Source organism: Occultella glacieicola, from assembly GCF_004353825.1.
Taxonomy (GTDB): domain Bacteria; phylum Actinomycetota; class Actinomycetes; order Actinomycetales; family Beutenbergiaceae; genus Occultella; species Occultella glacieicola.
In genome coordinates, this window is record NZ_SMNA01000002.1 from 164,192 (window position 1) to 185,051 (window position 20,860).

Consider the following 20,860-nt stretch of genomic DNA (forward strand, 5'->3'; position numbering starts at 1 on the left):
CTCACCACGTGAGACATCAGACGGAGATTCCGGTGACGGGGCTGCCGATCGCCACGAACAGGGCCAGTGCGAGGTAGAACAGGTTCACGATCATGTGCTTGGGATCGCGCAGCCGAACGTGCAGGATGGCGGCGCCGCTCATGATCACCGCGATCCCGAGCGCGGCGACCGGCACCAGGATCGGCGCCGTGCCCGTCACACCGGGCAGGATCAGGCCGAGGGCACCGAGGACCTCGAAGGCCCCGATGGTCTTGACCAGGCGCGGGTCGACGTGGCTGACCCAACCCGACAGTGGAGCGTTCTTCAGCTTGTCGTAGGGGATGAGGAGCTTGTTGGCGCCGGCGAACAGGAACAGGAGAGCAAGCAGTCCGGCGACGATCCAGAGGGCGAGGTCCATGAAACTCCAGTCAGTGCGGTCGGCGGGCCCCGATGGCCCGTGGACCCCACTGACCGAACGCGCGGCGCGGACCTGACAACTCGGTGGACCCGGCCGGTCGTGCCGTTCTCAGAACTGGCTGGAGCCACCCCGGGCGATCGTCACGCCGTGCCCGGTGCTGATCGAGACGCACGTGACGCCGTCGGTCTCGCTCGTGCAGAGGAAGTCCCCGACGACCGTGCTGGCGCCGTAGGCGAGGTCCGGGAGGTCCGCGGGAGCCTCGGTCGGCACCTCGGCGCCGCAGATGGGATCGGCACGCTCGGCGGTGACTTGCCAGAAGTGGCCGGCGATGGCCGGGTCGCAGTCCGCGACCTCCGGCGGGGTGAACGTGATGTCCCCGATCATGCAGGTGGCGTCGTCCTGCGCGATCTCGCACCAGATGTTGCGGCTCGGGGACGAGAACGCCGCGACGTCGAGCGCGTCCTCCGGAACCGTGACGGCGGGCGCCTGGGTCGTCGGCTCCTCGTCAGTCGTGCCGTCGCCGGACGCCTCGGTCGTCGCGCCGGCCGACGCGGTGCCACCGTCGTCACCGGCGTCTCCGCGCGGGTAGTTGACCAGCATCACGACGAGGATCCCGATCAGGATGACGTCGACGACGATGAGCGTGATCGCCCAGGGCCCGAGCGCGCGTCTTCCCGCCATCACTTCCTCCAGAACTGTCGCCGATGCCCGCGCGGACGCCCCGCGGGAACCCCCATACGGTACGCGGTCGGAACGGGTGTCCGCGATTCCCGGCCCGCCGTCGGGGTCCGGACGGCGCTATCTCAGTCGAAGATCGGGCCCTGGGTACGGGTCCGCTTGATCTCGAAGAAGCCGGGGTAGGCGGCGACCGCGACGACGCCGTCCCACAATCGGCCCGCCTCCTCGCCCTTGGGCGCGGGCGTGATCACCGGGCCGAAGAACGCGGTCCCGTTGAACGCCACCACGGGGGTACCGACATCCTCACCGACGAGCGAGATCCCCTCGGCGTGCGAGGCCCGCAGGGACTCGTCGAACTCGTCGGAGTCCTCGAAGCGGATCAGGTCGGCCGGCAGGCCGACCTCGGCCAGCGCCTCGACCAGCACGTTGTGCCGGTCGTTTCCGCGCCCACCCGGGTGGAAACGGGTTCCGATCGCGTCGTAGAGCGGCTTCACGACCTCGTCGCCGTGTAGTTCGCGGGCGGCGTTCACGACGCGGACCGGGCCCCAGGACCTGTCCAGCATCTCCCGGTAGCCGGGGTCGAGGTCGCGGTCCTCGTTCAGCACGGACAGGCTCATGATGTGCCAGCGCACGGTGATGTCGCGGACCTTCTCCACCTCACCGATCCAGCGGGACGTCATCCACGCCCAGGGGCAGGCCGGGTCGAACCAGAAGTCGGCAACGTCCTTCCCGGTCTCGCGGGCGGTGCTGATGGCGGTCTCGGTTGCGGTGCTCACTGGTTCTCCTAAGGGCGGGTACGCGGTGCCGTTCTCGACGTCAGCGCCAACACCGGACCCCGGCGGGGCATTCCGGGCCGCGGTTATCGGTTTCCGGCGGGACGGGCCGAGGTGGCAGGATCACCCCACGGCCCACCGGCCACCATCACCGTCGATACCACCAGCTCGTCGATCAAGGAGTCACGTCCGTGCCCGGAGAGAACCTCACCCGCGTCGAGGCCCAGGAGCGCGCCGCGCTGCTGAGCGTGTCCAGCTACGAGGTCGAGATCGACCTCACCCGTGGCCCGGAGGTGTTCGGCTCCACCACGACCGTGCGCTTCGGTGCCTCCGAGGGCGCGTCCACGTTCATCGACCTGATCGCCCCCACGGTCCACGAGGTGGTGCTCAACGGTGCGCCGCTGGACCCGGCCGAGGTGTTCGCCGACTCCCGCATCGCCCTGGCCGGCCTGGCCTCCGAGAACGAGCTGCGTGTCGTCGCCGACGGCGCCTACATGAACACCGGTGAGGGCCTGCACCGGTTCGTCGACCCCGTGGACGACGCCGTCTACCTCTACACGCAGTTCGAGGTCGCCGACACCCGGCGCATGTTCGCCGTGTTCGAGCAGCCCGACCTCAAGGCGACCTTCCAGTTCACGGTGACGGCGCCGTCGGGCTGGCAGGTGGTCTCCAACTCCCCGACCCCCACCTCCACCCCCAATGGCGACGGCGACGGCGCCGTCTGGGCGTTCGCGCCGACCGGGCTGCTCCCGTGCTACGTCACCGCCCTCGTGGCGGGCCCCTACCACCGGGTCGACGGCGACCTCACCTCGAGCGACGGCCGCGCCGTTCCCCTGGGTGTCCTGTGCCGCGCCTCGCTGGCGCAGTACCTGGACGCCGAGAACATCATGGACGTCACCCGGGCCGGGTTCGAGTTCTACGAGAACGCGTTCGGGGTGCCGTACCCGTTCGAGAAGTACGACCAGCTGTTCGTGCCCGAGTTCAACGCCGGCGCGATGGAGAACGCCGGGGCGGTCACGTTCGTGGAGACGTACGTGTTCCGCTCGAAGGTGCCCGAGGCGACCGTCGAGCGGCGCGCTGTCACGATCCTGCACGAGCTCGCGCACATGTGGTTCGGCGACCTGGTCACGATGCGCTGGTGGAACGACCTCTGGCTGAACGAGTCGTTCGCCGAGTACGCCTCGACGCTGGCCACGGCCGAGGCGACCCGGTGGACGCAGGCCTGGACCACGTTCTCCTCGCTCGAGAAGTCGTGGGCGTACCGCCAGGACCAGCTGCCGTCCACGCACCCGATCGTCGCCGAGATCAACGACCTCGAGGACGTCGAGGTGAACTTCGACGGCATCACCTATGCCAAGGGCGCGTCCGTGCTCAAGCAGCTCGTGGCCTGGGTCGGTCAGGACGACTTCCTGGCCGGGGTCCGCGAGTACTTCACGAAGCACGCCCGGTCCAACACCGAACTGCGGGACCTGCTGACCGAGCTCGAGGCCACGAGCGGCCGGGACCTGACCGCGTGGTCGAAGGTGTGGCTCGAGGAGGCCGGCGTCACCCTGCTGCGCCCCGAGCTCGAGGTGGACTCCCAGGGCCGGATCACCTCGTTCACGATCACCCAGGAGGCACCGGAGACGAACCCGGTGCTGCGGCCGCACCGGATCGCCGTCGGTGGGTACGACGTCGACGCCGACGGCGCGCTCGTACGCACCCACCGCGTCGAGCTCGACATCGATGGCGCGGCCACGCCCGTGCCGGACTTCGTGGGCATCGACAGGCCGCAACTGATCCTGGTCAACGACGACGACCTCGCCTACGCGAAGGTCCGCCTCGACGAGGACTCCCTGGCCACGGCCGTGGAGCACCTGCGCGACTTCACCGAGTCGCTGCCGCGCAGCCTGGTCCTCGCGGCCGCGTGGGACATGACCCGCGACGGCGAATGGCCGGCGAGCCGGTTCATCGACCTGGTCACGGCGAATATCGGCGCTGAGACGGACTCCACCGTGGTGCTGGTGCTGCTGCGTCAGCTCGCCACGTGTGTCGAGTTCTACACCGACCCCGCCGCCCGGGAGCAGGTGGCCGCCGAGGTCGCCGAGGCGCTCTGGTCGCTCGCCGGTGCCGCCGCGCCCGGCTCCGACTCACAGTTGCAGTTCGTGAAGGCCTTCGCGGCGCGCGCATCCACGACTGCGCAGGTGGACGCGCTGCGCGGACTGCTCGCCGGTGACGTCACCCTGGACGGACTTGCGGTGGACACCGACCTGCGCTGGAACCTGCTGAACGGCCTCGCCGCCGGCGGCGGCGCGGGTGAGCCGGAAATCGCCGCCGAACTCGACCGGGACTCGACGGCGGCCGGTCAGCGGGCCGCTGCCGCGGCCCGGGCGTCGATCCCGACGGCGCAGGCCAAGGAGGCCGCCTGGGCGGCGGTCGTCGACGGCGCTGAGCTCCCGAACGCCGTGCAGGCTGCGGTCATCCAGGGCTTCGGCCGGGCGCACGACCGGGCCCTGCTCGCCGCGTTCCCGGACCGCTACTTCGACAGCCTGGAGAAGGTCTGGTCCGAGCGCACGAACGAGATCGCGCAGAACATCGTGGTGGGCCTCTACCCGGCGCAGCTCGCGGACATCGACACCTCCACCGGGGTGGACGTGCTCGCCCGCACCGACGAGTTCCTCACCCGGCTCGGCGAGCGCACGCCGTCGTTGCGCCGGCTCGTGGTGGAGTCCCGGGACTCGGTGCGCCGCGCGCTGGCGGCCCAGGCGGTCGACCGCGCCGCTCGCTGAGGCCGACCGCCTTGGAGCCACGGCCCGGTGTGGTACGCCCGGATCGGTCGTGGTGAAACTCCGGTGCGCCGGTGAACCGGGAGTCCTAGGGTGCCCGGGATGGATCTCTCGGAACTCGGCGCGCCGCTCGGGCCGATGACCCGCATCCATGGCGGGTTCGCCAACCGGATGTTTCGGCTCGACACCGATCAAGGATCGTTCGCCCTCAAGCAGCTCAACGTGGTCGACCGTCGCTGGAGCTACCGGGTCGCCGACGTGTTCAGGTTCGAGCAGGCTGCCTTCGCCGCCGGCGTCCCCATGCCGGAGCCGATCTCGGCCGAGCACGACATGCTCGTCCACCGGTGGGTCGATGGCGAGAAGCTGCCCGAGGCGCCGGTCTCGGTGGCGCAGGCGTCGGAGGTCGGTGCGATCCTCGCGCGCATCCACGCGCTCGACGTCGAGTGGACCGACACCTCGATCGAGGAACCGACGCCTCGGGACTGGCCCGAGCTCGCCGAGCGGGCGACGGCGACCGGAGTGCCGTGGGCCGATGATCTCACTGCCCACGTCGAGACGTTCCTCGCCATTGCCGACTTCGTCGACACCTGCGAGCGGCCAGGACCAGTGGTGCTGACCCACAAGGACATCCAACCGTGGAACCTGCTCTCCCGAGCCGGGCGTCCGGTTCTCCTCGACTGGGAGCTCTCGGGAATGCTCGACCTGGCTGGTGAGCTCGGCTCGACCGCCCTGGGGCTCGCGAAGGGCCCGGGCTTCGAGAGCATCGAGCCCACCATCGTCCGCTCGCTCCTCGACGGCTACGCCGCCGCGGGCGGCCAGGTGCCGCCGTCAGGCCCGGGGTGGTTCGCGTTCATGATCGGCGGCTGGCTCGGACACACGAGGTGGAACATCCTCCGCTGCCTCGCCGACGTCGAGGCGGACAGGGGACCCGACCTGGGGCTGTCGCACGAGATCGTCCGCAACGGTGTGCGCGGCCTCCCGGACATGTTCGGGCGCCTTGACGAGCTCGAGGCGCTGCTCCCATGACGGTGCCCGGTCGACGGCGCAGACCAACTCCTCCGGGATCGCGGCATCTGTCGCATAGTGGGGGCACGCCATCCGTCCGCGAGCAGAAGGAACTGTCATGACTCGCCACCGCCCGTTCGCACAGGTCAACGTCTTCTCGCCCGAGCCGTACCTGGGCAACCCCCTGGCCGTGATCCAGGACGCGGACGACCTCGAGACCGAGCAGATGCAGCGCATCGCCCGGTGGACCAACCTGTCCGAGACGGTGTTCCTGCTCACTCCCACAGCCGCGGAGGCCGACTACCGGGTGCGGATCTTCACCCCCGGCGGAGAACTGCCCTTCGCCGGCCACCCGACGCTCGGCTCGGCGCACGCCTGGCTCGAACACCGCGGCGCCCGCCGTGATCGGCACGTCGTGGTCCAGGAGTGCGGCGCCGGCCTCATCGAGGTGCGCCGCGACGGTGACCTGCTCTCCTTCGCGGCCCCGCCGACCCTGCGCAGCGGCAGCCTCGACGAGCCATATCTGACCCGGATCGTGGCCGCGTTCGGCATCGAGCGCGCTCGGGTCATCGCTCACCAGTGGATCGACAACGGTCCCGGCTGGGCCGTGCTCCGTCTCGCCACCGCCCAGGAGGTCCTCGACCTCGACCCCGACCTGTCCCTGATCCCGGAGGCGATGATCGGCGCGCTCGGTGCGTACCCGCCCGGTTCGGAGCACGCCTACGAGCTGCGTAGCTTCGCACCCGGCGTGGGCGTGGCCGAGGACCCGGTCTGCGGGTCGATGATCGCGTCTGTGGGCCAGTGGCTCGCCCGCACCGGCGAGGTGGTCGACGGTTACCGCGTCTCCCAGGGTGGCAGGCTCGACCGGGCCGGAGACATCACCGTCACCATCGACACGCACGGGTCCGTGTGGGTCGGCGGGCGGACACAGACGCTGTTCAGCGGGACCGCGCTCGCCTGATGGTCACCGGGGCCCGCAGCTCCTCGTTCCCGAGGTTGCGCCGGAAGAAGTCGACCATGACCGGGGCGTACCGGGCGAACGGCGGGCAGGCCAGTCCGTTACGGCCAAGGTGCCGGGTGGCCTCCGTGGTGTCGTAACGCACCGGGTGCCGAAGGAACACCAGCGATTCGTAGGGCGTGCCGCCGAGGTAGCGGCGCACCGGTCCCAGGCCGAGGGCGGCCCGCATCAGGGCGTCGGGGATGGCGGGGCCGCGAGGATCCTTGCCGGTGAGCTCGCGGGAGAGCACGCGCACGAACTCCGCCGTGGTCAACGGGTCCGGGTCGGCCAGGTGCAGCGTGGCACCGACGGTGAGCGGGTCGTACGAACACGCGACGATCGCGTCCACGACGAAGTCGACCGGCACGGCGTTGAAGGTGGCCGCCCCGCTGCCCATGGATCCGACGGTCAGGCCGAACCGGTTCATCCGGTGGATGAACCAGAGGATGAAGTACGGGCCGTCGAAGCGCTGGGTCTGTCCGGTGCGGGAGTCTCCGACCACGATGCCGGGCCGGTGGATCGTGGCCGGGACCTCCCCCATCGAGTCCCGGACGAGCACCTCCGCGGCGAACTTCGTGGCCTCGTAGTGGTTCTTGAAGCCCTGGCCCTCGTCGAGCTCGGACTCGAGGACCACCCCGGTCCGTTCGCCACCGACGTAGCAGGTGGAGACGTAGTGGAGGCGCTCCAGGTGGGCGCTGCCGCGGCAGAGGTCGAGGACGTTCCGGGTGCCCGCGATGTTGACCCGGGCGGCGATCGACTCCGGGACCGCCAGGTCGTAGACGGCGGCCAGGTGGTAGACCCGGACCACCGTGGTGGCGAGGTCGCGGTAGGTGTCCTCGTCGAGCCCGAGCCGCGGTTCGGTGATGTCGCCCTCGAGCAGACGGACCCGGTCGCCGAGATCGGCCGCCGCCGCCCGGGCGCGCTGCACCATCCGCGGCTCGACGAGGACGTCGAGCACGACGTCGGCGTCGGCGAGCAGGGCACGGACGAGCCGGGTTCCGATGAACCCCGGGAACCCCGTGAGCAGGCACCGCACGGCGCGTCAGGACCAGTCGAAGAGCGGGTCCCCGGCGTCGAGCACCTCACCGATGTCCGGGCGGATGCTGAGGGCCGCGGCCGTGGTGTCCAGGGCGATGACCGGACAGATCGGGCTGCGCCCGCCGTCGACCACGGCTTGCGGGGACCAGGTGGTGACCAGCTGTCCCGCGGTGACCTGCGCACCCTCGTGGACGTGCACCGTGAAGCCGTCGCCGGCGAGCTGGACCGTGTCGATGCCCAGGTGCACGAGCACACCGTGACCGGCTCCGTCGGCAACCACGAACGCGTGCGGATGCACCTTGACGAGGGTCCCGCTGATCGGGGCGATGACCTCGACCTCCCCCTCACGGTGCGGGTCGATCGCGATCCCGGGGCCGACGATCGCGTCGGCGAAGACCGGGTCGGGCACCTCAGCCAGGGGAAGTGCTCGACCCGGTAGCGGGGCGAGGACTCCTACGGTCCCTCCGTTCGGACCCGCGGCAGCCATGGCCTCAGGCCCGCTCGCGGAGTTCCTGCGTCAGCGCCGCGACGAGCGAGGCGAACCGGGCGTTGCCGGGCAGGTCGTCGACGAGCACGACCTTCTCGCCGCCGTCGGCCAACGGCACTTTCCAGTTCGGGTACTCGGTGTCCGTGCCGGGCTGGTTCTGGGCGCGTCGCTCCCCGACCGCGTCCGCGAGGCCGACCCCGATCAGCACCGACGGCGTCTGCGCGACGTAGCGGTGCAGCGCCTCCACGATCTGTCGTTCGGTGGGGTCCTCGGGGAGCAGGTACCGGTGCCGCAGCGCCTCGAGCATCCGCTCCCTCTCGACCTGGGCGGCCAGACGCACGGTGGCGACCGGCTCGGTCAGCAGTCCGAGGCGGTTCCGCAGGTCCACATGCTCCTCGGCGAGGTATCCGGCGGTCGGCGGAAGGTCGTGGGTGGTCACCGTCGAGAGCACCAGGGAGCGGTACTTCTCCGGCGGGAGCGGTCGGTCGTTCTCGCGTTCGAACCAGAGCACGGAGGTGCCGAGGATGCCCCGGTCGCGCAGGTAGTCACGGACCCACGGCTCCACGGTGCCGAGGTCCTCGCCGATGACGATCGCGCCGGCCCGGTGTGCCTCGAGGGCGAGCACACCGATGGTCGCCTCGTGGTCGTAGCGCACATAGGTGCCCTGGTCCGCACCTGCGCCGCGCGGGATCCACCAGAGCCGGAAGAGGCCGATGATGTGATCGACGCGGAGCGCGCCCGCGTGCCGCAGGACGGTCCGCACCATGTCCCGGATCGGGGCGTAGGCCTGTTCGGCCAGGGCGTCCGGGCGCAGCGGTGGCTGGGACCAGTCCTGGCCCTGCTGGTTGTACATGTCCGGCGGGGCCCCGACGCTGATCCCCTGCGCCAGCACCTCGCGCATCGACCAGGCGTCGGCGCCCTCCGGGTGCACCCCGACCGCGAGGTCGTGCATCACGCCGATCCGCATGCCGGAGGCGCGCGCCACTTCCTGGGCGTGCCGCAGCTGGGAGTCGGCGACCCATTGCAGCCAGCAGTGGAAGTCGACCCGTTCGGACAGCTCGCGCCGCAGGGCCAGGATCTGCCCCGCGTTGCCTCGCTCGACCGGGAGCGGCCAGTCGGTGGCGTCGTACTTCTCGGCGACCGCGCACCAGAGCGCGAAGTCCTCGAGGCCCTGGCCCTGGTCCCGCCGGAACCGTTCGAACTCCCGCTGCCGCGAGCGGGCTCGTCCGGACGCGTAGATCGTCTCCAGGGCGGGCTTCTTCACGTCCCAGACGGCGTTCCGGTCCAGCGGCCCCGGATCGGTGTTCGTCTCCCGGATCTCCTCGATGCCCCACTCCAGCAGGGTCCGCTGGGAGTTGGGCAGGTACGCGACCTCGGGGATGTCCTCCGGCCGGATGTAGATCGGGTTGACGAAGCGGCGGGTGGCCGGCAGATACGGCGAGGGCGTCATCGGCGTGCCCGGCTCGGCCGCGTGGAGTGGGTTGATGAGCAGGAAGTCCGCACCCAGCTCGCCACTCAGGGACGTCAGCTCGGTGAGGTCGGCGAGGTCGCCGATCCCCCACGACCGCTCCGACCGGACCGAGTAGAGCTGAGCCATCAGCCCCCAGGCACGGTGACCGAGTTCGGCGCGCAGCTCCGGCACCTCGAGTACCGCCGGGGTGACCGCGAGTGCGGTCCGGACCTCGTCGCCCGACCCCACAGCCGCGACGAGCGTGTGCCAGCCGAGCGGGAGGTCCGTGGGCAGCAGGAACGTGGCCCGGCCGAGCGTTCGCCCGTCGACGAGTCGCGGCTCCACCCACTCGTCGACCTGCTCCAGCTGGCGCGTTCCGCCGCCCTCCAGGTCCACCCGCAGGTGCACCGTCTCACCGTCGGGAACGTGGACCGGGACCCGGGACTCGATGCCCGCTGTCACCACCACGCTCGGCGGCAGCACCCGCCGCCACGGTCCGACCTCAGAGGCGGCGAGGGAGCGCTCGACCTCGAACGGGTTGCCGGCCGGTACGTCCATCGCGGCGAGTACCGCGACGATGGTCCCGGCGCTGACCGCGCGGTGGTTCCCGTGGAAGTCCCAGAACTCGGTGGCGACGCCGTGGGCGGCCGCGAGCGCCCGCAGGCCGTCGCTGAGGACGTCACTCTTGCCCTGATCGTTCACGTGAGGTCCAGGCTCCTGCGTCGGCGCGGATGGTGTGCGAATGATGTCTGTACGACTCCTGCACCGATCTTGCCAGAGCGTGCGGCATTCGTCCGCGTGGCAACGCCCGGACGGACCGCTCCCACGGTGAGCGCGTGACCGGTGGTTAGGCTGGCGGCCGTGGACATCGCTGCACCCGACGTGGTCTCGACCCTGACCGGCGCGCCCCTGACGATCCTGATCATCATCGTGGTGGCGAGCCTGGCGACCGTGATCGTGCGTTTCCTGGTCTCCCGGACGATCCGCGGTCTTGTGAACACCAAGTCGAAGGGGCTGCCCCTGGCTCCGGCGGCGCTCACGACACCGAACCCGCGACGCAAGCAGCGCCTCGAGACGCTGCGCACGGTGCTCAACTCGACGCTCACGGCGCTCATCGGGGCGGTCGCCGTCCTGATGATCCTGAGCACCCTCGGCGTCGATGTCGCCCCGCTGATCGCCTCGGCCGGTGTGGTCGGCATCGCGGTCGCCTTCGGGGCCCAGTCCCTGGTCAAGGACGTGATCACCGGCGGCTTCATGCTCATCGAGGACCAGTACGGCGTCGGCGACCGGGTGGAACTGGGCACCGGGGGCGGGATCCTCGCCGGCGGCGTGGTCGAGGAGGTGGGGCTGCGGGTGACCCTCATCCGCGACGACGACGGCCGCCGCTGGTACGTCCGCAACGGTGAGGTGCTGCGGGTCGCGAACGCCACCCAGGGCTGGTCCTACGCGGTGGTCGACCTGAAGGTCGCGCACACCTCGGACCTCGCCGCGGTGCGGACCACGCTCAGCGAACTCACCACCCGCATGCGGGGCGAGGACCTGTACGCCGCGATCATCAGCCAACTCGAGCCCGAGTGCCTCGTCCAGGAGGTCACGGCCGACGCACTCTCACTCACCTGGCGCGTCCGGGTCGGCGCCGACCACGACCGGACGGTGGCCAGCGAACTGCGCCGCCGGATCGTCGGGGAGTTCGCCGAACGTGGGATCGACCTCGCGGCGTGATGGTCACCGGTTCTGTGCTGCCGGTGCTGCCTGCGCTGCCGGTGCTGGGATCTCAGCTGCCGGGGCGCAGCCCTTCGATGTCGGCGGCGAGGTCATCGGCCTCGGGTCCCACGACCACCTGCACGACGCGGCCGGAGCGGACCACACCGAACGCCCCGTGGGAACGCAGGTCCTCCTCGTTGACGAGCGCAGGGTCGTTCACCTCGACCCGCAGCCTCGTGATACACGGCTCCAGGTCGACCACATTCGCGTCGCCTCCCAGTGCGGCGAGGATCTCCTCAGCCTTGCTCACTTCTACTCCCAACAAGCGTCGTCCTGTGATAAATGACACTCTACAACCGGCGTCTGCCCGGCAGCGCGCTGGCCAGAATGGGACGATCCCCGTGCGACGGAAGGCGGACCACCGTGAGTAGCGCCGAGTCGGCTGATGTCACGAGCACCGGCACGATCCTCCAGGGCGTCGGGGTCTCGCCAGGCCGGGCGGCCGGCCCCACGGTGCACCTCGCCGCCGGGGTCGACGAGCCACCGCTGCGGCGCTCCCCCGCCGCTCCGGAGGAGTCGGTGGCCGCGCTGACCGCCGCTGCGGAGGCCGTCGCCGCCGAGTTGCGGACCCGTGCCGAGGGCGTGACCGGCACCGCCCGGGAGGTGTTGGAGACGACCGCCCAGATCGCCACCGACCCCACCCTGCTCAAGGACGCGCGCAAGCGCATCGAGTCCGAACGAGTCAGCCCCGAACGCGCATTGTGGGAGGCAGCGGCCGCCGTCGCCGTGCAGTTCGAGGAACTCGGCGGGTACTTCGCCGAGCGGGTCCGGGACGTCCACGACGTCCGGGACCGGATCGTCGCCAACCTCACCGGGGTACCCACGCCCGGCGTGCCGTCCCGGACCGAGCCGTTCGTGCTCGTGGCCCAGGACCTCGCACCCGCCGACACCGCCCAGCTCGACCCGGAGGTCGTCCTCGGCCTGATCACCGCGGAGGGCGGGCCGACCTCGCACACCGCGATCCTGGCCCGGTCGCTCGGGATCCCCGCCGTGGTCGGCCTGGGTGACGCCACCCGCCGGCTCGTCGCCGAGGGCGTCGTGGTGGTCGACGGCGGTTCGGGCGTCGTGCTCCTGGCGCCGACTCCCGAGGAGGTCGCCCGGGCGAGCGAGCGTCACGAGGCCCGCACCTTCTCCGGGCGGGGCGCCACCACCGACGGGCACCGCGTCGAGCTGCTCGCGAACGTCGGCGAGGTGGCGCAGGCCGAACCAGCCGCGGCGGCCGGGGCCGAGGGGGTCGGACTGTTCCGCACCGAGTTCTGCTTCCTGGACCGCGACACCGAGCCGAGCATCGAGGAGCAGGTCGAGGCCTACGGCACCGTGCTGGCCGCGTTCGGCGGCCGCAAGGTCGTGATCCGCACCCTCGACGCCGGGGCCGACAAGCCGATGCCGTTCCTGAACCCCACCGACGAGGCGAACCCGGCGCTGGGGGTCCGGGGTTTCCGCACGTCCTGGCGGAGCCCGCAGGTGCTGGAGAACCAACTCACGGCGATCGCGACCGCGGCCGCCGCCCACGACGCCCGGGTCTGGGTGATGGCCCCGATGGTCGCCCGGGTCAGCGAGGCCGAGCAGTTCGTCGCCGCCTGTGCCCGGCACGGTCTGGAGACCGCCGGCGTGATGGTCGAGGTGCCCAGCGCCGCCCTGCTGGCCGGCCCGATCCTGGCGCGGGCCGCTTTCGCGTCCATCGGGACCAACGACCTCACCCAGTACACCCTGGCCGCGGACCGTCTCCTCGGCGCGCTGGCACCCCTCTCGACGCCGTGGGACCCCGCGGTGCTGTCCCTGATCAGGACCACCTGCGAGGGTGGGCAGGCCCAGTCGCGGCCGGTCGGGGTCTGCGGCGAGGCCGCGGCCGATCCCGCAATGGCCGCCGTGCTGGTCGGGCTGGGGGTCACCAGCCTGTCGATGACGCCGCGTGCCCTCGGAGATGTCGCCGCGCTGCTGGCCGCGACCTCCCTCGAACAGTGTCGCCGCGCGGCCACCCTCGCCCTGGGCACCGAGGACGCCGACGCCGCCCGGCTGACCGCCCGGGACGCCCTGCCGGCCCTGGCCGAACTCGGCCTGTGAGGCCTGCCGGCCACCGCCGTCGGGCACCGGCTTGAACCTGGCCCCGAGCAGGCGGGCACCGGGGTGAGCATTAGGCTGAGCGGGTGAGTTCCGTGCCCTCTGTGCCCTCCATGCCCGAACCTGCCTCTCCCCCGCCCGCCGAACGCCGCAGCCTCGGGCTGCGCAGCGCCGACGCGCCCCCGGCCCGGCGGCCCGACTCGTTCTACGAGGCGGTCGGCGGTGAGCCCACGTTCCGACGTATCGTGCACCGGTTCTACGAGCAGGTCGCGGGAGACGACATCATGTTCCCGATGTACCCCGAGCCCGAGGACCTCGGACCGGCGGAGGACCGGCTGCGGATGTTCCTCGAGCAGTACTGGGGTGGCCCGACCACCTATTCGGACACTCGCGGGCACCCCCGGCTTCGGATGCGGCACGCGCCCTATCCGGTGACCCCGGCCGCCCGCGACCGGTGGCTCAAGCTCATGACCGTCGCGGTCAAGGAGGCCGGCCTCGCCCCGCTGCACGAGGCGACGCTGCTCGACTATCTCGAACGTGCGGCGTTCTCACTCGTGAACACCGCCGAGCCCGGGAGCCCACAGTGACCGAGGATCCTGCCCAGGAGCCAGCCCGCCCGCTCGAGGCGGTGCTGTCCGCGCTGGAGCTGGACCCGGTCGACGAGGACACCTTCACGGGCCGATCGCTGCCCCAGATCCACGGCCGGGTCTACGGCGGCCAAGTACTCGCCCAGGCACTGCTCGCCGCCGGGCGGACCGTGCCGCCGGACCGGCTCCCGCACTCTGTGCACGGCTACTTCCTGCGCCCGGGCGACCTCGACGAGGCGATCACGTTCTCGATCGAGCGGATGCGGGACGGGCGCTCCTTCAGCGCCCGGCGCACCCACGCCATCCAGTTCGGCAAGCCGATCCTGTCCATGATCACCTCCTTCCAGGAACCTCAGCAGGGCCTCGACCACGCCGAGTCGATGCCGCAGGTCCCGGACCCCGAGAACCTGGCCAGTTCCGTCGAGTTCTTCAACGCGCTCGACCACCCGATCGCGGCGTTCTTCTACCGCAACGGTGCGTTCGACATGCGACATGTCGACGGTGCGCTGTTCACGAAGCCGGCCGCCGAGCAGACCGACACCCAATACCTGTGGATGCGTGCGCGGGCCGAGGTGCCGGGCAGCCAGCTGCAGCAGCGCGCGATGCTCGCCTACGCATGCGACCAGGTGATGCTGGAGCCGATCATGCGCCGGCACGGTCTCAGCTGGCGGACCAAGGGTGCGAGCGTGGCCAGCCTCGATCACGCCATGTGGTGGCATCGCGACGTCGACCTGGACGACTGGCTGCTCTACGCGCAGTCCTCGCCGTCCGCGAGCGGCGGTCGCGGCCTCGGTGTCGCGAAGGTCTTCGACCGCTCCGGCCTGCTGGTCGCCACCATCGCCCAGGAAGGCATGCTGCGGATCCCGCAGATCCCGAGCGACTGACGGCGCCCGATCGTCTCGGGCTGCGAGGCCACGATCACCCGGCACGACCTGCTCGACCGAGGCGCCGCCGCGCTCAGGTGCTGTCGCGAACCTCGATCGTGTGAGGCACGAGCACCTGTCTCACCGGTGCCTCAGGATCGGCGATTCTCCGTATCAGCAGGTCGAGCGCCGAGGTGGTGATCGCCGCCTTGTCCGGGGTCACGGTGGTCAGCGGTGGAGCGGCGTAGCGACCCTCGTCGATGTCGTCAGTGCCGATGACGGCCACGTCGTCCGGGATCCGCAGACCTCGGGACCGCAGCGTGTGCATCGCGCCGATGGCGAGCAGGTCGGTGTAGCAGTAGACGGCATCGAGCTCGACACCGCGGTCGAGCAGCTCGGCCATCGCCTCGGCACCATCGCTGTGGTGATAGGTGGCCGTGCGGACCGTGAGCCGCGCGTCGTAGGGGATGCCTGCTCTCCGTAGCGCTCGACGGTAGCCACGGGTGCGCTGCGGGCCGGTGCCACCGGTGCCGCGCTGGTCTCCGATCGCGGCGATGCGGCGGCGTCCGCGCGCGATCAGGTGTGCCGTTGCATCCGCGGCCGCAGCGACGTTGTCTGTCCCGACGTAGTCGACGTCGGCGCCCAGGATCCGCTCTCCGAGCAGCACGATCGGTGTGCTGCCCCGGCGCCGTTCGAAGGTCTCGCGTGTGATCCCGAGCGGGCTGAAGATGATGCCATCCACCATGCCGCGGTCCAGTCCGTGCATGACAGCGTGCTCGGACTCGGTGCGTCCCTCCGTCTGCTCGACCAGCACCCGGTAGCCGCGGTCACGCGCTGCCCGTACAAGATCGTGCACGAGCTCGGCGAAGTAGGGCACACGCACCTCCGGAAGCGCCAGGGCGATGATTCCCGACCGCTGCAGGCGCAGGTTGCGGGCCGAGTGGTTGGGGCGGTAGTCGAGCTCCTCGATTGCCCACCGGACCCGCTCCCTCGTCGTCGCGCTCACGGGCCGGTTCCCTGAGAGCACGTTCGAAACTGTGGTCGGCGACACGCGGGCCAGGTTCGCGACTTCTCGCACGCCGATCTGCGACGGCCTCGACGATCTCACCGAGTCATCCTTCCACCGATGGTGGGACATCGGATGCGTAACGTTGTACGAAGTCTGACCGAGAGGGCCCATTTTTGCTGGTACGGCAACGATTTGGCCCGGTCTGATGCCATGTGCAACGACAAAATCAAGGGCTTGTGATTTATCTCGCGCGTTGCTAGCGTCGACGCCCATGCACACGCATTCCGCCAACAGACGCCGGAACTCGAAACTCATCGCTGCATTGACCGCAGTCACGGTCACTCTGAGCCTCGCTCTGACCATCACCCCCAGTGCGGCCATCCCGCCGCCGGATCCGATGCCCGATCCGGAAGGTGGCACAACGAGCACCGTGACCGGCATCGTCCTCGACGCCGAGGATGGCAGTGGGCTGGCCGGGGCGACCGTGCATGCCTCTCGCACCGGCATCTCGACGTTGACCGCTGCGGACGGCTCGTTCGAGCTGTCGGAAGTGCCCGAGAGCAGCGCTCTGATCGTCGCGGGCATGGAGGGATACGCCTTCAGCTCGACCGCGGTCGAGGACGAGATCGTGCTAGAGCTGAGTGCCGACACCGACCCCGCCCGCGGTGAGTACCCGCGACCGGATGCGGACCGCCGTCCCTTTACCGACGACCGCTGGCTCACCCTCGACGGCACCTGGTCCTTCGACTTCGACCCGGAGGACGTGGGTGTGCAGGAAGGTTGGTTCGACCCCGAGCACCGGCTCCGTCACGCGATCCGGGTGCCGTTCGGCTACCAGTCCCTCGCCGCCTGGGGCGAGGAGAGCCTGGCCACCAACGAGATCTTCCGCAGCCATCACAACAACTATCGCGGCACGGTCTGGTACCAGCGCTCCTTCACGGTCCCGGAGGACTTCGGCGCCGACCGCACACGACTACGCATCGGAGCGGCCGACTGGGGTGCCGGGGTCTGGCTGGACGGCGAGGAGGTCCTGCCCTACACGGGCGACGGCAACACCGAGGTCTCCGTCGACCTCGGACGGCTCGAGGCCGGATCCACGCACACGGTGGCGATCCGCGTCGTCGCTCCGCCGACCACGCCCGACAGCCCGTTCCCCCAAGGCAAGCAAACCGGTCAACCTCGGGATGACGGGGAGACGGGGTGGTTCACCGACATCGGCGGGATCTGGCAGAGCGTCTGGATCGAGCCCTACGGGGATGCCCGCCTGACCCAGACGCACGTCACACCCGAGCTCACCTTCGAGGGTGACTCGCGTACGCCGTCGGAAGCCTTCGTGACGATCGACGTGGCCGCGGAAGACGTCCGCGGACGCCCACACGTGCTGGTGACGATCACCGACCCGGACGGCGAGGTGGTGCACACCCGGGTCAGGGTCCAGCTCGAGGACGGGCATGGGAGCGTCCGGGTGCCGATCGAGAATCCGCACCTGTGGGAGCCCGACGATCCTGCGCTCTACACCGCGGACTTCCGGTTGCTGGACCAGGACGGGGTTCGCACCTTCTTCGGGATGCGCAGCATCGAACGGGACTGGGCGCCCGGTCAGGAGGGCGAGTATCAATACATCCACTTGAACAATCGCCCGATCTACGTTCGCGGCGTCCTGGACCAGGGGTACAACCCGTGGGGCGTCTACACCTACACCGGCGTGACGGCCGGTCCGGACCTGCAGACCGGCACCGAGGCGGAGCCCGGACGCGGGTCGATCCGCTACGACCTGCTGGCAGCCAAGGAGCAGGGCTACAACGTCATCCGGACGCACCTGAAGGTCAACGAGCCGACCTACTACCACCTGGCGGACCAACTCGGCCTGATGGTCTGGCAGGACCTGCCGAACGCGGGTTGGCTGTCGGCCGGCGACCCCGAGGCCGAGGTGTTGTTCGAGGAGATGCTCACCAACACCATCGAGCGCGACTACAACCACCCCTCGATCGTGATCTGGACGATGTTCAACGAGGCGTGGGGAATCAGCGACGACCCGTGGAACCAGGCGATCCCGGAGGACTCGTGGGACTACGTGGCCTCGATGGTGGAGCGCACACGTGAACTCGACCCATCACGCCTGGTGGTCGACAACTCCGCCTGCTGCCAGAACGGGCACGTCGCGGACACCGACCTCAACGACTTCCACTTCTACCTCAACACCTACGAGCAGTGGAAGAACCTGCTCGATCGGTTCGGCGCCCAGGTGTACCCGGGCTCGACGTGGAACTTCAACAACGGTGCTCAGAGCGGGCAGCCGTGGCTGAACTCCGAGTTCACGCTCGGGCTTGGCAGGTTCCAGCACATCATGAGCACGTTCCGCAGTTACGAACGTCTCAACGGCTACGTCGCTGTCCAGCTGACGGATCAGGAGCACGAGGAGAACACTCCGCTGACGTTCGACCGGCAGCCCAACGTGCCGCCGTATCTCGACCACGACGGCAACTCGCGCGGCGTCGGGATGCTGCAGGCGGACGACGCGATCGCGATCGTAGGAGAGTCCACGCGAACCGTTGAGGCAGGCGGGACGATCTCCGCTCCGATCATGATCTCGCACTTCAGTGACTACGACCTGCAGGGCGCCACGCTGAACTGGCGCATCGGAGGTCACGACTCCGGCGGCCATTGGGTCGGCAACGCGGCACAGGGAGCCCAGCAGATCTCGCCCGGGCGGTACACGGTCACCGACGTCGGCACCATCGAGGTGCCGGCCCCGGACGAACTGCGCAGTGGCTACCTGTGGTTCTGGATCGAGATCGACGGTGAGACGATCGCTGAGAATTACCTGACCTACGACGTCCCGAACGGGGAGCCAGGCGTGTTCCCGGTGCTGGCTCCCACTGACTATGCCTGGTCGGGCGGGACCGAGGTGTCGGACGCGGACGGCTCCGACTCGGTCACCGGCTACGGTCGCGGTCACTTCGAGTACGAGATGTCGCTGCCTGAGGGCATCGATGAGCACGAGCGGGCCACCCTCGTCCTCGAGGTGGCAGCGGCGCAGCCGGACGGCTGGTACGACACCGTTCACGCCAGCGCCGCGCGTCGCTACCCCACCCACCTGAGCGTCGAGGTGAACGGCACGGAGCGTGCCGTGGAGGTGCTTCCGGACGATCCGTACTCGCCGCTCGCCCTCGCCGGCAGGAGCCGGGACTCCGTGGGTGACCACGGCGCCAACTACGGCTACCGGATCGCTGTGCCGATCGACGTCGGAGAGCTGGACGCTGACACCGCGACGGTGCGCCTGACCTCCAGCGGTGGCGGGTTGTCGTTGTTCGGCGCGCGGTCCGGCTTCTACGGCGACCCGCCGCGGCTCGAGCCCGGCGACGTCGAGATCCCGGACACGCGGCCCGAGTCCAGCGCGGTCGACGACCGGCTGTCGGTCTATCAGGTCGGCGCCGAGATCTCGGGCGCGGACGGCACCGGCCGGGTCATCGTCGCTGTCGTCAACGACACGGCGGACACCGTCGCCGACGCTCAGGTCCGGCTGTCGCCGCCGCGGGGTTGGACCACGGCGGCCGTGGACGCCACGACGCTCACGCTCGAGCCCGGCGAGGGAGGACATGTCGCCTTCGACGTGGCAACCGATCAACCGGTGGATCTGCACACCGAGGCCGACTTCACCGCGACCGTGACCTGGGGGGACCGCGCGATCCAGGCGATCGCCACCTCCCGGGTGCCGTTCGAGCCGGAGGCCTATCCCGCCGTCGGCGTCGATGATGCCTTCGCGACCGACACCAGTGCGGAGTACGAGCTGGTGCAGCCCAACGCTCAGGAGGCGTTGCCCGAGATCACCATCGGTGACGGTGCGCTCATCGGCGGCGGCAGCGACCGGTACTTCGGGTTCGTGACGCACGAGAGCGGTCCTGCCTCTGCCCAGGCCGTCGTGATCGTGGATCACGGGCGCTGGGCGGGGAACACCACCGGCCAGAACGCGATGTTTGCCGGCTACGTCAAGGATGCGGACAACTACATCGTCGCGTGGACCTCGACGAGGGGTCAGGTCGGCCTCGACTTCCGGCTGGACGGCCAGTTCTCGAACTCGTGCTGCACCAACAACCTGACCCCGCTGGGGCAGGGCGATCGGTGGGCCGTGGTGCTCGCGGGCGACGAGGTGCAGGTCTGGTTCGACTACGGGCTCGGGTGGACCAGGGTGCGCACGGCCGCGCTGCCCGAGGCCGCCGGTCTCACCGCACCGGGCGCGCTGGACGGCTGGCGCTACGCGGCCGGCATGCGCGGCGTGGGTGACCGGCACGTGATCGCCGGCATCGAGGGCCGCAGCGTCGACCCCGATGGCGCGACGGACATCACCAGGCCGGAGGTGGAACTGATCTCACCGGGCTCCGCCCTGCCGGTACCGCAGATCGACCTCCAGGTCGACGCGACCGACGACGTCGGGTTGGATCGCATCGTCGCCAACGTCTACCAGGGCGACGAGCTCGTCGAGAGCACGCAGTCGCGGATGGACGGCGATCCCAGCGGCAGCCACGCCGCGACGGTCACCGTTGCGGACGGTCGCTACACGATCCGGTACAACGCTCACGATCTCGCCGGCAATGTGTCCTCGACCGGCAACAGCGACATCGTGGTCGACGCCACGGCGCCGACCACCACGGTCAAGGCTGGGCCAGAGTTCACCACCGGTGCCGAAGGCGTCTACACGCAGGTGAGCTTCACGTTGTTCGACGCCGGCCAGATCGATCGTGTCGTCGTCAACGACCACGTGGTCGATCTGGTCAACGACACCTGGTCCGATGTCAACGGGATCCGGCCCGGTGAGGTGGGCGGCGTGCTCGGCGAGAACACGCTCGTGGTCTACGACGTCGCCGGCAACGCCGAGACGGTGACGTTCACGCTGGAGTAGCTCGACGGCTGACCACGCTCGCGGCGCCGGAGGCCGACGGCGCCCGCACCCGGCCCGGCTCCCAGGAGCCGGGCCGGCGAGCAGGA

General features: G+C 70.2%; 16 protein-coding genes. 8 read left to right on the top strand and 8 right to left on the bottom strand.

The features are described from left to right. Nucleotides 1-16 precede the first annotated feature (16 nt). The 3 genes from EXU48_RS03660 to EXU48_RS03670 form a co-directional block, all read right to left on the bottom strand. Complete coding sequence (locus EXU48_RS03660) at nt 17-397, bottom strand: DoxX family protein (RefSeq protein ID WP_133106239.1); 381 nt, start codon at nt 395-397, stop codon at nt 17-19. A 108-nt stretch (nt 398-505) separates the two neighbouring features. Continuing rightward, nucleotides 506-1,078 carry a hypothetical protein gene (locus EXU48_RS03665; RefSeq protein WP_133106240.1) on the bottom strand — a complete coding sequence of 191 codons (573 nt, stop codon included), beginning with the start codon at nt 1,076-1,078 and terminating at the stop codon, nt 506-508. Nucleotides 1,079-1,200: 122 nt separating this feature from the next. Then, complete coding sequence (locus EXU48_RS03670; protein WP_268958142.1) at nt 1,201-1,851, bottom strand: mycothiol-dependent nitroreductase Rv2466c family protein; 651 nt, start codon at nt 1,849-1,851, stop codon at nt 1,201-1,203. Nucleotides 1,852-2,039: 188 nt separating this feature from the next. On the opposite strand from EXU48_RS03670, the gene pepN reads away from it, so the two are divergent. From pepN to EXU48_RS03685, 3 genes are all read left to right on the top strand, one after another. After that, a complete protein-coding gene (pepN, locus tag EXU48_RS03675; protein ID WP_133106241.1) occupies nt 2,040-4,616 on the top strand; it encodes an aminopeptidase N in 2,577 nt (858 codons plus the stop codon). Nucleotides 4,617-4,715: 99 nt separating this feature from the next. Next, on the top strand, nt 4,716-5,639 hold the full coding sequence (locus EXU48_RS03680) for a phosphotransferase family protein (RefSeq protein ID WP_133106242.1): 924 nt from the start codon (nt 4,716-4,718) through the stop codon (nt 5,637-5,639). 97 nt (nt 5,640-5,736) lie between these two features. After that, entirely contained in the window at nt 5,737-6,579 is an 843-nt protein-coding gene (locus tag EXU48_RS03685) for a PhzF family phenazine biosynthesis protein (RefSeq protein ID WP_133106243.1), read from the top strand. Here EXU48_RS03685 and EXU48_RS03690 read toward each other — a convergent pair. From EXU48_RS03690 to malQ, 3 genes are read right to left on the bottom strand one after another with little or no spacing between them, the layout of a single operon-like run. Then, on the bottom strand, nt 6,557-7,651 hold the full coding sequence (locus EXU48_RS03690; RefSeq protein WP_133106244.1) for an SDR family oxidoreductase: 1,095 nt from the start codon (nt 7,649-7,651) through the stop codon (nt 6,557-6,559). The genes EXU48_RS03685 and EXU48_RS03690 overlap by 23 nt on opposite strands. 6 nt (nt 7,652-7,657) lie before the next feature. Next, nucleotides 7,658-8,140, bottom strand: a complete 483-nt coding sequence (locus EXU48_RS03695) for a PTS sugar transporter subunit IIA (RefSeq protein WP_133106245.1) — start codon at nt 8,138-8,140, stop codon at nt 7,658-7,660. Between the two features lie 4 nt (nt 8,141-8,144). Next, nucleotides 8,145-10,292, bottom strand: coding sequence for a 4-alpha-glucanotransferase (gene malQ / locus EXU48_RS03700; RefSeq protein WP_133106246.1), 2,148 nt, complete (start codon nt 10,290-10,292; stop codon nt 8,145-8,147). 159 nt (nt 10,293-10,451) lie between these two features. Here malQ and EXU48_RS03705 point away from each other — a divergent pair, with 159 nt between their 5' ends. After that, nucleotides 10,452-11,312, top strand: a complete 861-nt coding sequence (locus tag EXU48_RS03705) for a mechanosensitive ion channel family protein (protein WP_207947617.1) — start codon at nt 10,452-10,454, stop codon at nt 11,310-11,312. A gap of 52 nt (nt 11,313-11,364) precedes the next feature. Here the strand turns inward: EXU48_RS03705 and EXU48_RS03710 are convergent, their stop codons facing one another. After that, nucleotides 11,365-11,604 (bottom strand): PTS transporter subunit EIIB, encoded by a 240-nt coding sequence (locus tag EXU48_RS03710; protein ID WP_133106247.1) that lies wholly within the window; start codon nt 11,602-11,604, stop codon nt 11,365-11,367. Nucleotides 11,605-11,681: 77 nt separating this feature from the next. On the opposite strand from EXU48_RS03710, the gene ptsP reads away from it, so the two are divergent. The 3 genes from ptsP (at nt 11,682) to EXU48_RS03725 (ending at nt 14,886) form a co-directional block, all read left to right on the top strand. Continuing rightward, nucleotides 11,682-13,418 carry a phosphoenolpyruvate--protein phosphotransferase gene (gene ptsP, locus EXU48_RS03715; RefSeq protein ID WP_133106629.1) on the top strand — a complete coding sequence of 579 codons (1,737 nt, stop codon included), beginning with the start codon at nt 11,682-11,684 and terminating at the stop codon, nt 13,416-13,418. A gap of 110 nt (nt 13,419-13,528) precedes the next feature. Continuing rightward, on the top strand, nt 13,529-14,002 hold the full coding sequence (locus tag EXU48_RS03720; protein WP_133106630.1) for a globin: 474 nt from the start codon (nt 13,529-13,531) through the stop codon (nt 14,000-14,002). Then, nucleotides 13,999-14,886 (top strand): acyl-CoA thioesterase, encoded by an 888-nt coding sequence (locus tag EXU48_RS03725; protein WP_133106248.1) that lies wholly within the window; start codon nt 13,999-14,001, stop codon nt 14,884-14,886. The genes EXU48_RS03720 and EXU48_RS03725 overlap by 4 nt, the downstream gene beginning before the upstream one ends. A gap of 73 nt (nt 14,887-14,959) precedes the next feature. Here EXU48_RS03725 and EXU48_RS03730 read toward each other — a convergent pair whose 3' ends face one another. Further along, a complete protein-coding gene (locus EXU48_RS03730; protein WP_235856815.1) occupies nt 14,960-16,189 on the bottom strand; it encodes a LacI family DNA-binding transcriptional regulator in 1,230 nt (409 codons plus the stop codon). Between the two features lie 115 nt (nt 16,190-16,304). Here EXU48_RS03730 and EXU48_RS03735 point away from each other — a divergent pair, with 115 nt between their 5' ends. Beyond that, on the top strand, nt 16,305-20,774 hold the full coding sequence (locus tag EXU48_RS03735; RefSeq protein WP_165962672.1) for a glycoside hydrolase family 2 TIM barrel-domain containing protein: 4,470 nt from the start codon (nt 16,305-16,307) through the stop codon (nt 20,772-20,774). The last annotated feature ends 86 nt before the right edge of the window (nt 20,775-20,860 follow it).

Excerpts from the sequence above, each read along its gene's own strand:
- EXU48_RS03660 (WP_133106239.1), bottom strand. The coding sequence starts at position 397 with ATGGACCTCGCCCTCTGGATCGTCGCCGGACTGCTTGCTCTCCTGTTC.
- EXU48_RS03665 (WP_133106240.1), bottom strand. The coding sequence starts at position 1,078 with ATGGCGGGAAGACGCGCGCTCGGGCCCTGGGCGATCACGCTCATCGTC.
- EXU48_RS03680 (WP_133106242.1), top strand. The coding sequence starts at position 4,716 with ATGGATCTCTCGGAACTCGGCGCGCCGCTCGGGCCGATGACCCGCATC.
- EXU48_RS03685 (WP_133106243.1), top strand. The coding sequence starts at position 5,737 with ATGACTCGCCACCGCCCGTTCGCACAGGTCAACGTCTTCTCGCCCGAG.
- EXU48_RS03695 (WP_133106245.1), bottom strand. The coding sequence starts at position 8,140 with ATGGCTGCCGCGGGTCCGAACGGAGGGACCGTAGGAGTCCTCGCCCCG.
- ptsP (WP_133106629.1), top strand. The coding sequence starts at position 11,682 with ATGGGACGATCCCCGTGCGACGGAAGGCGGACCACCGTGAGTAGCGCC.
- EXU48_RS03720 (WP_133106630.1), top strand. The coding sequence starts at position 13,529 with ATGCCCGAACCTGCCTCTCCCCCGCCCGCCGAACGCCGCAGCCTCGGG.
- EXU48_RS03730 (WP_235856815.1), bottom strand. The coding sequence starts at position 16,189 with ATGAGTTTCGAGTTCCGGCGTCTGTTGGCGGAATGCGTGTGCATGGGC.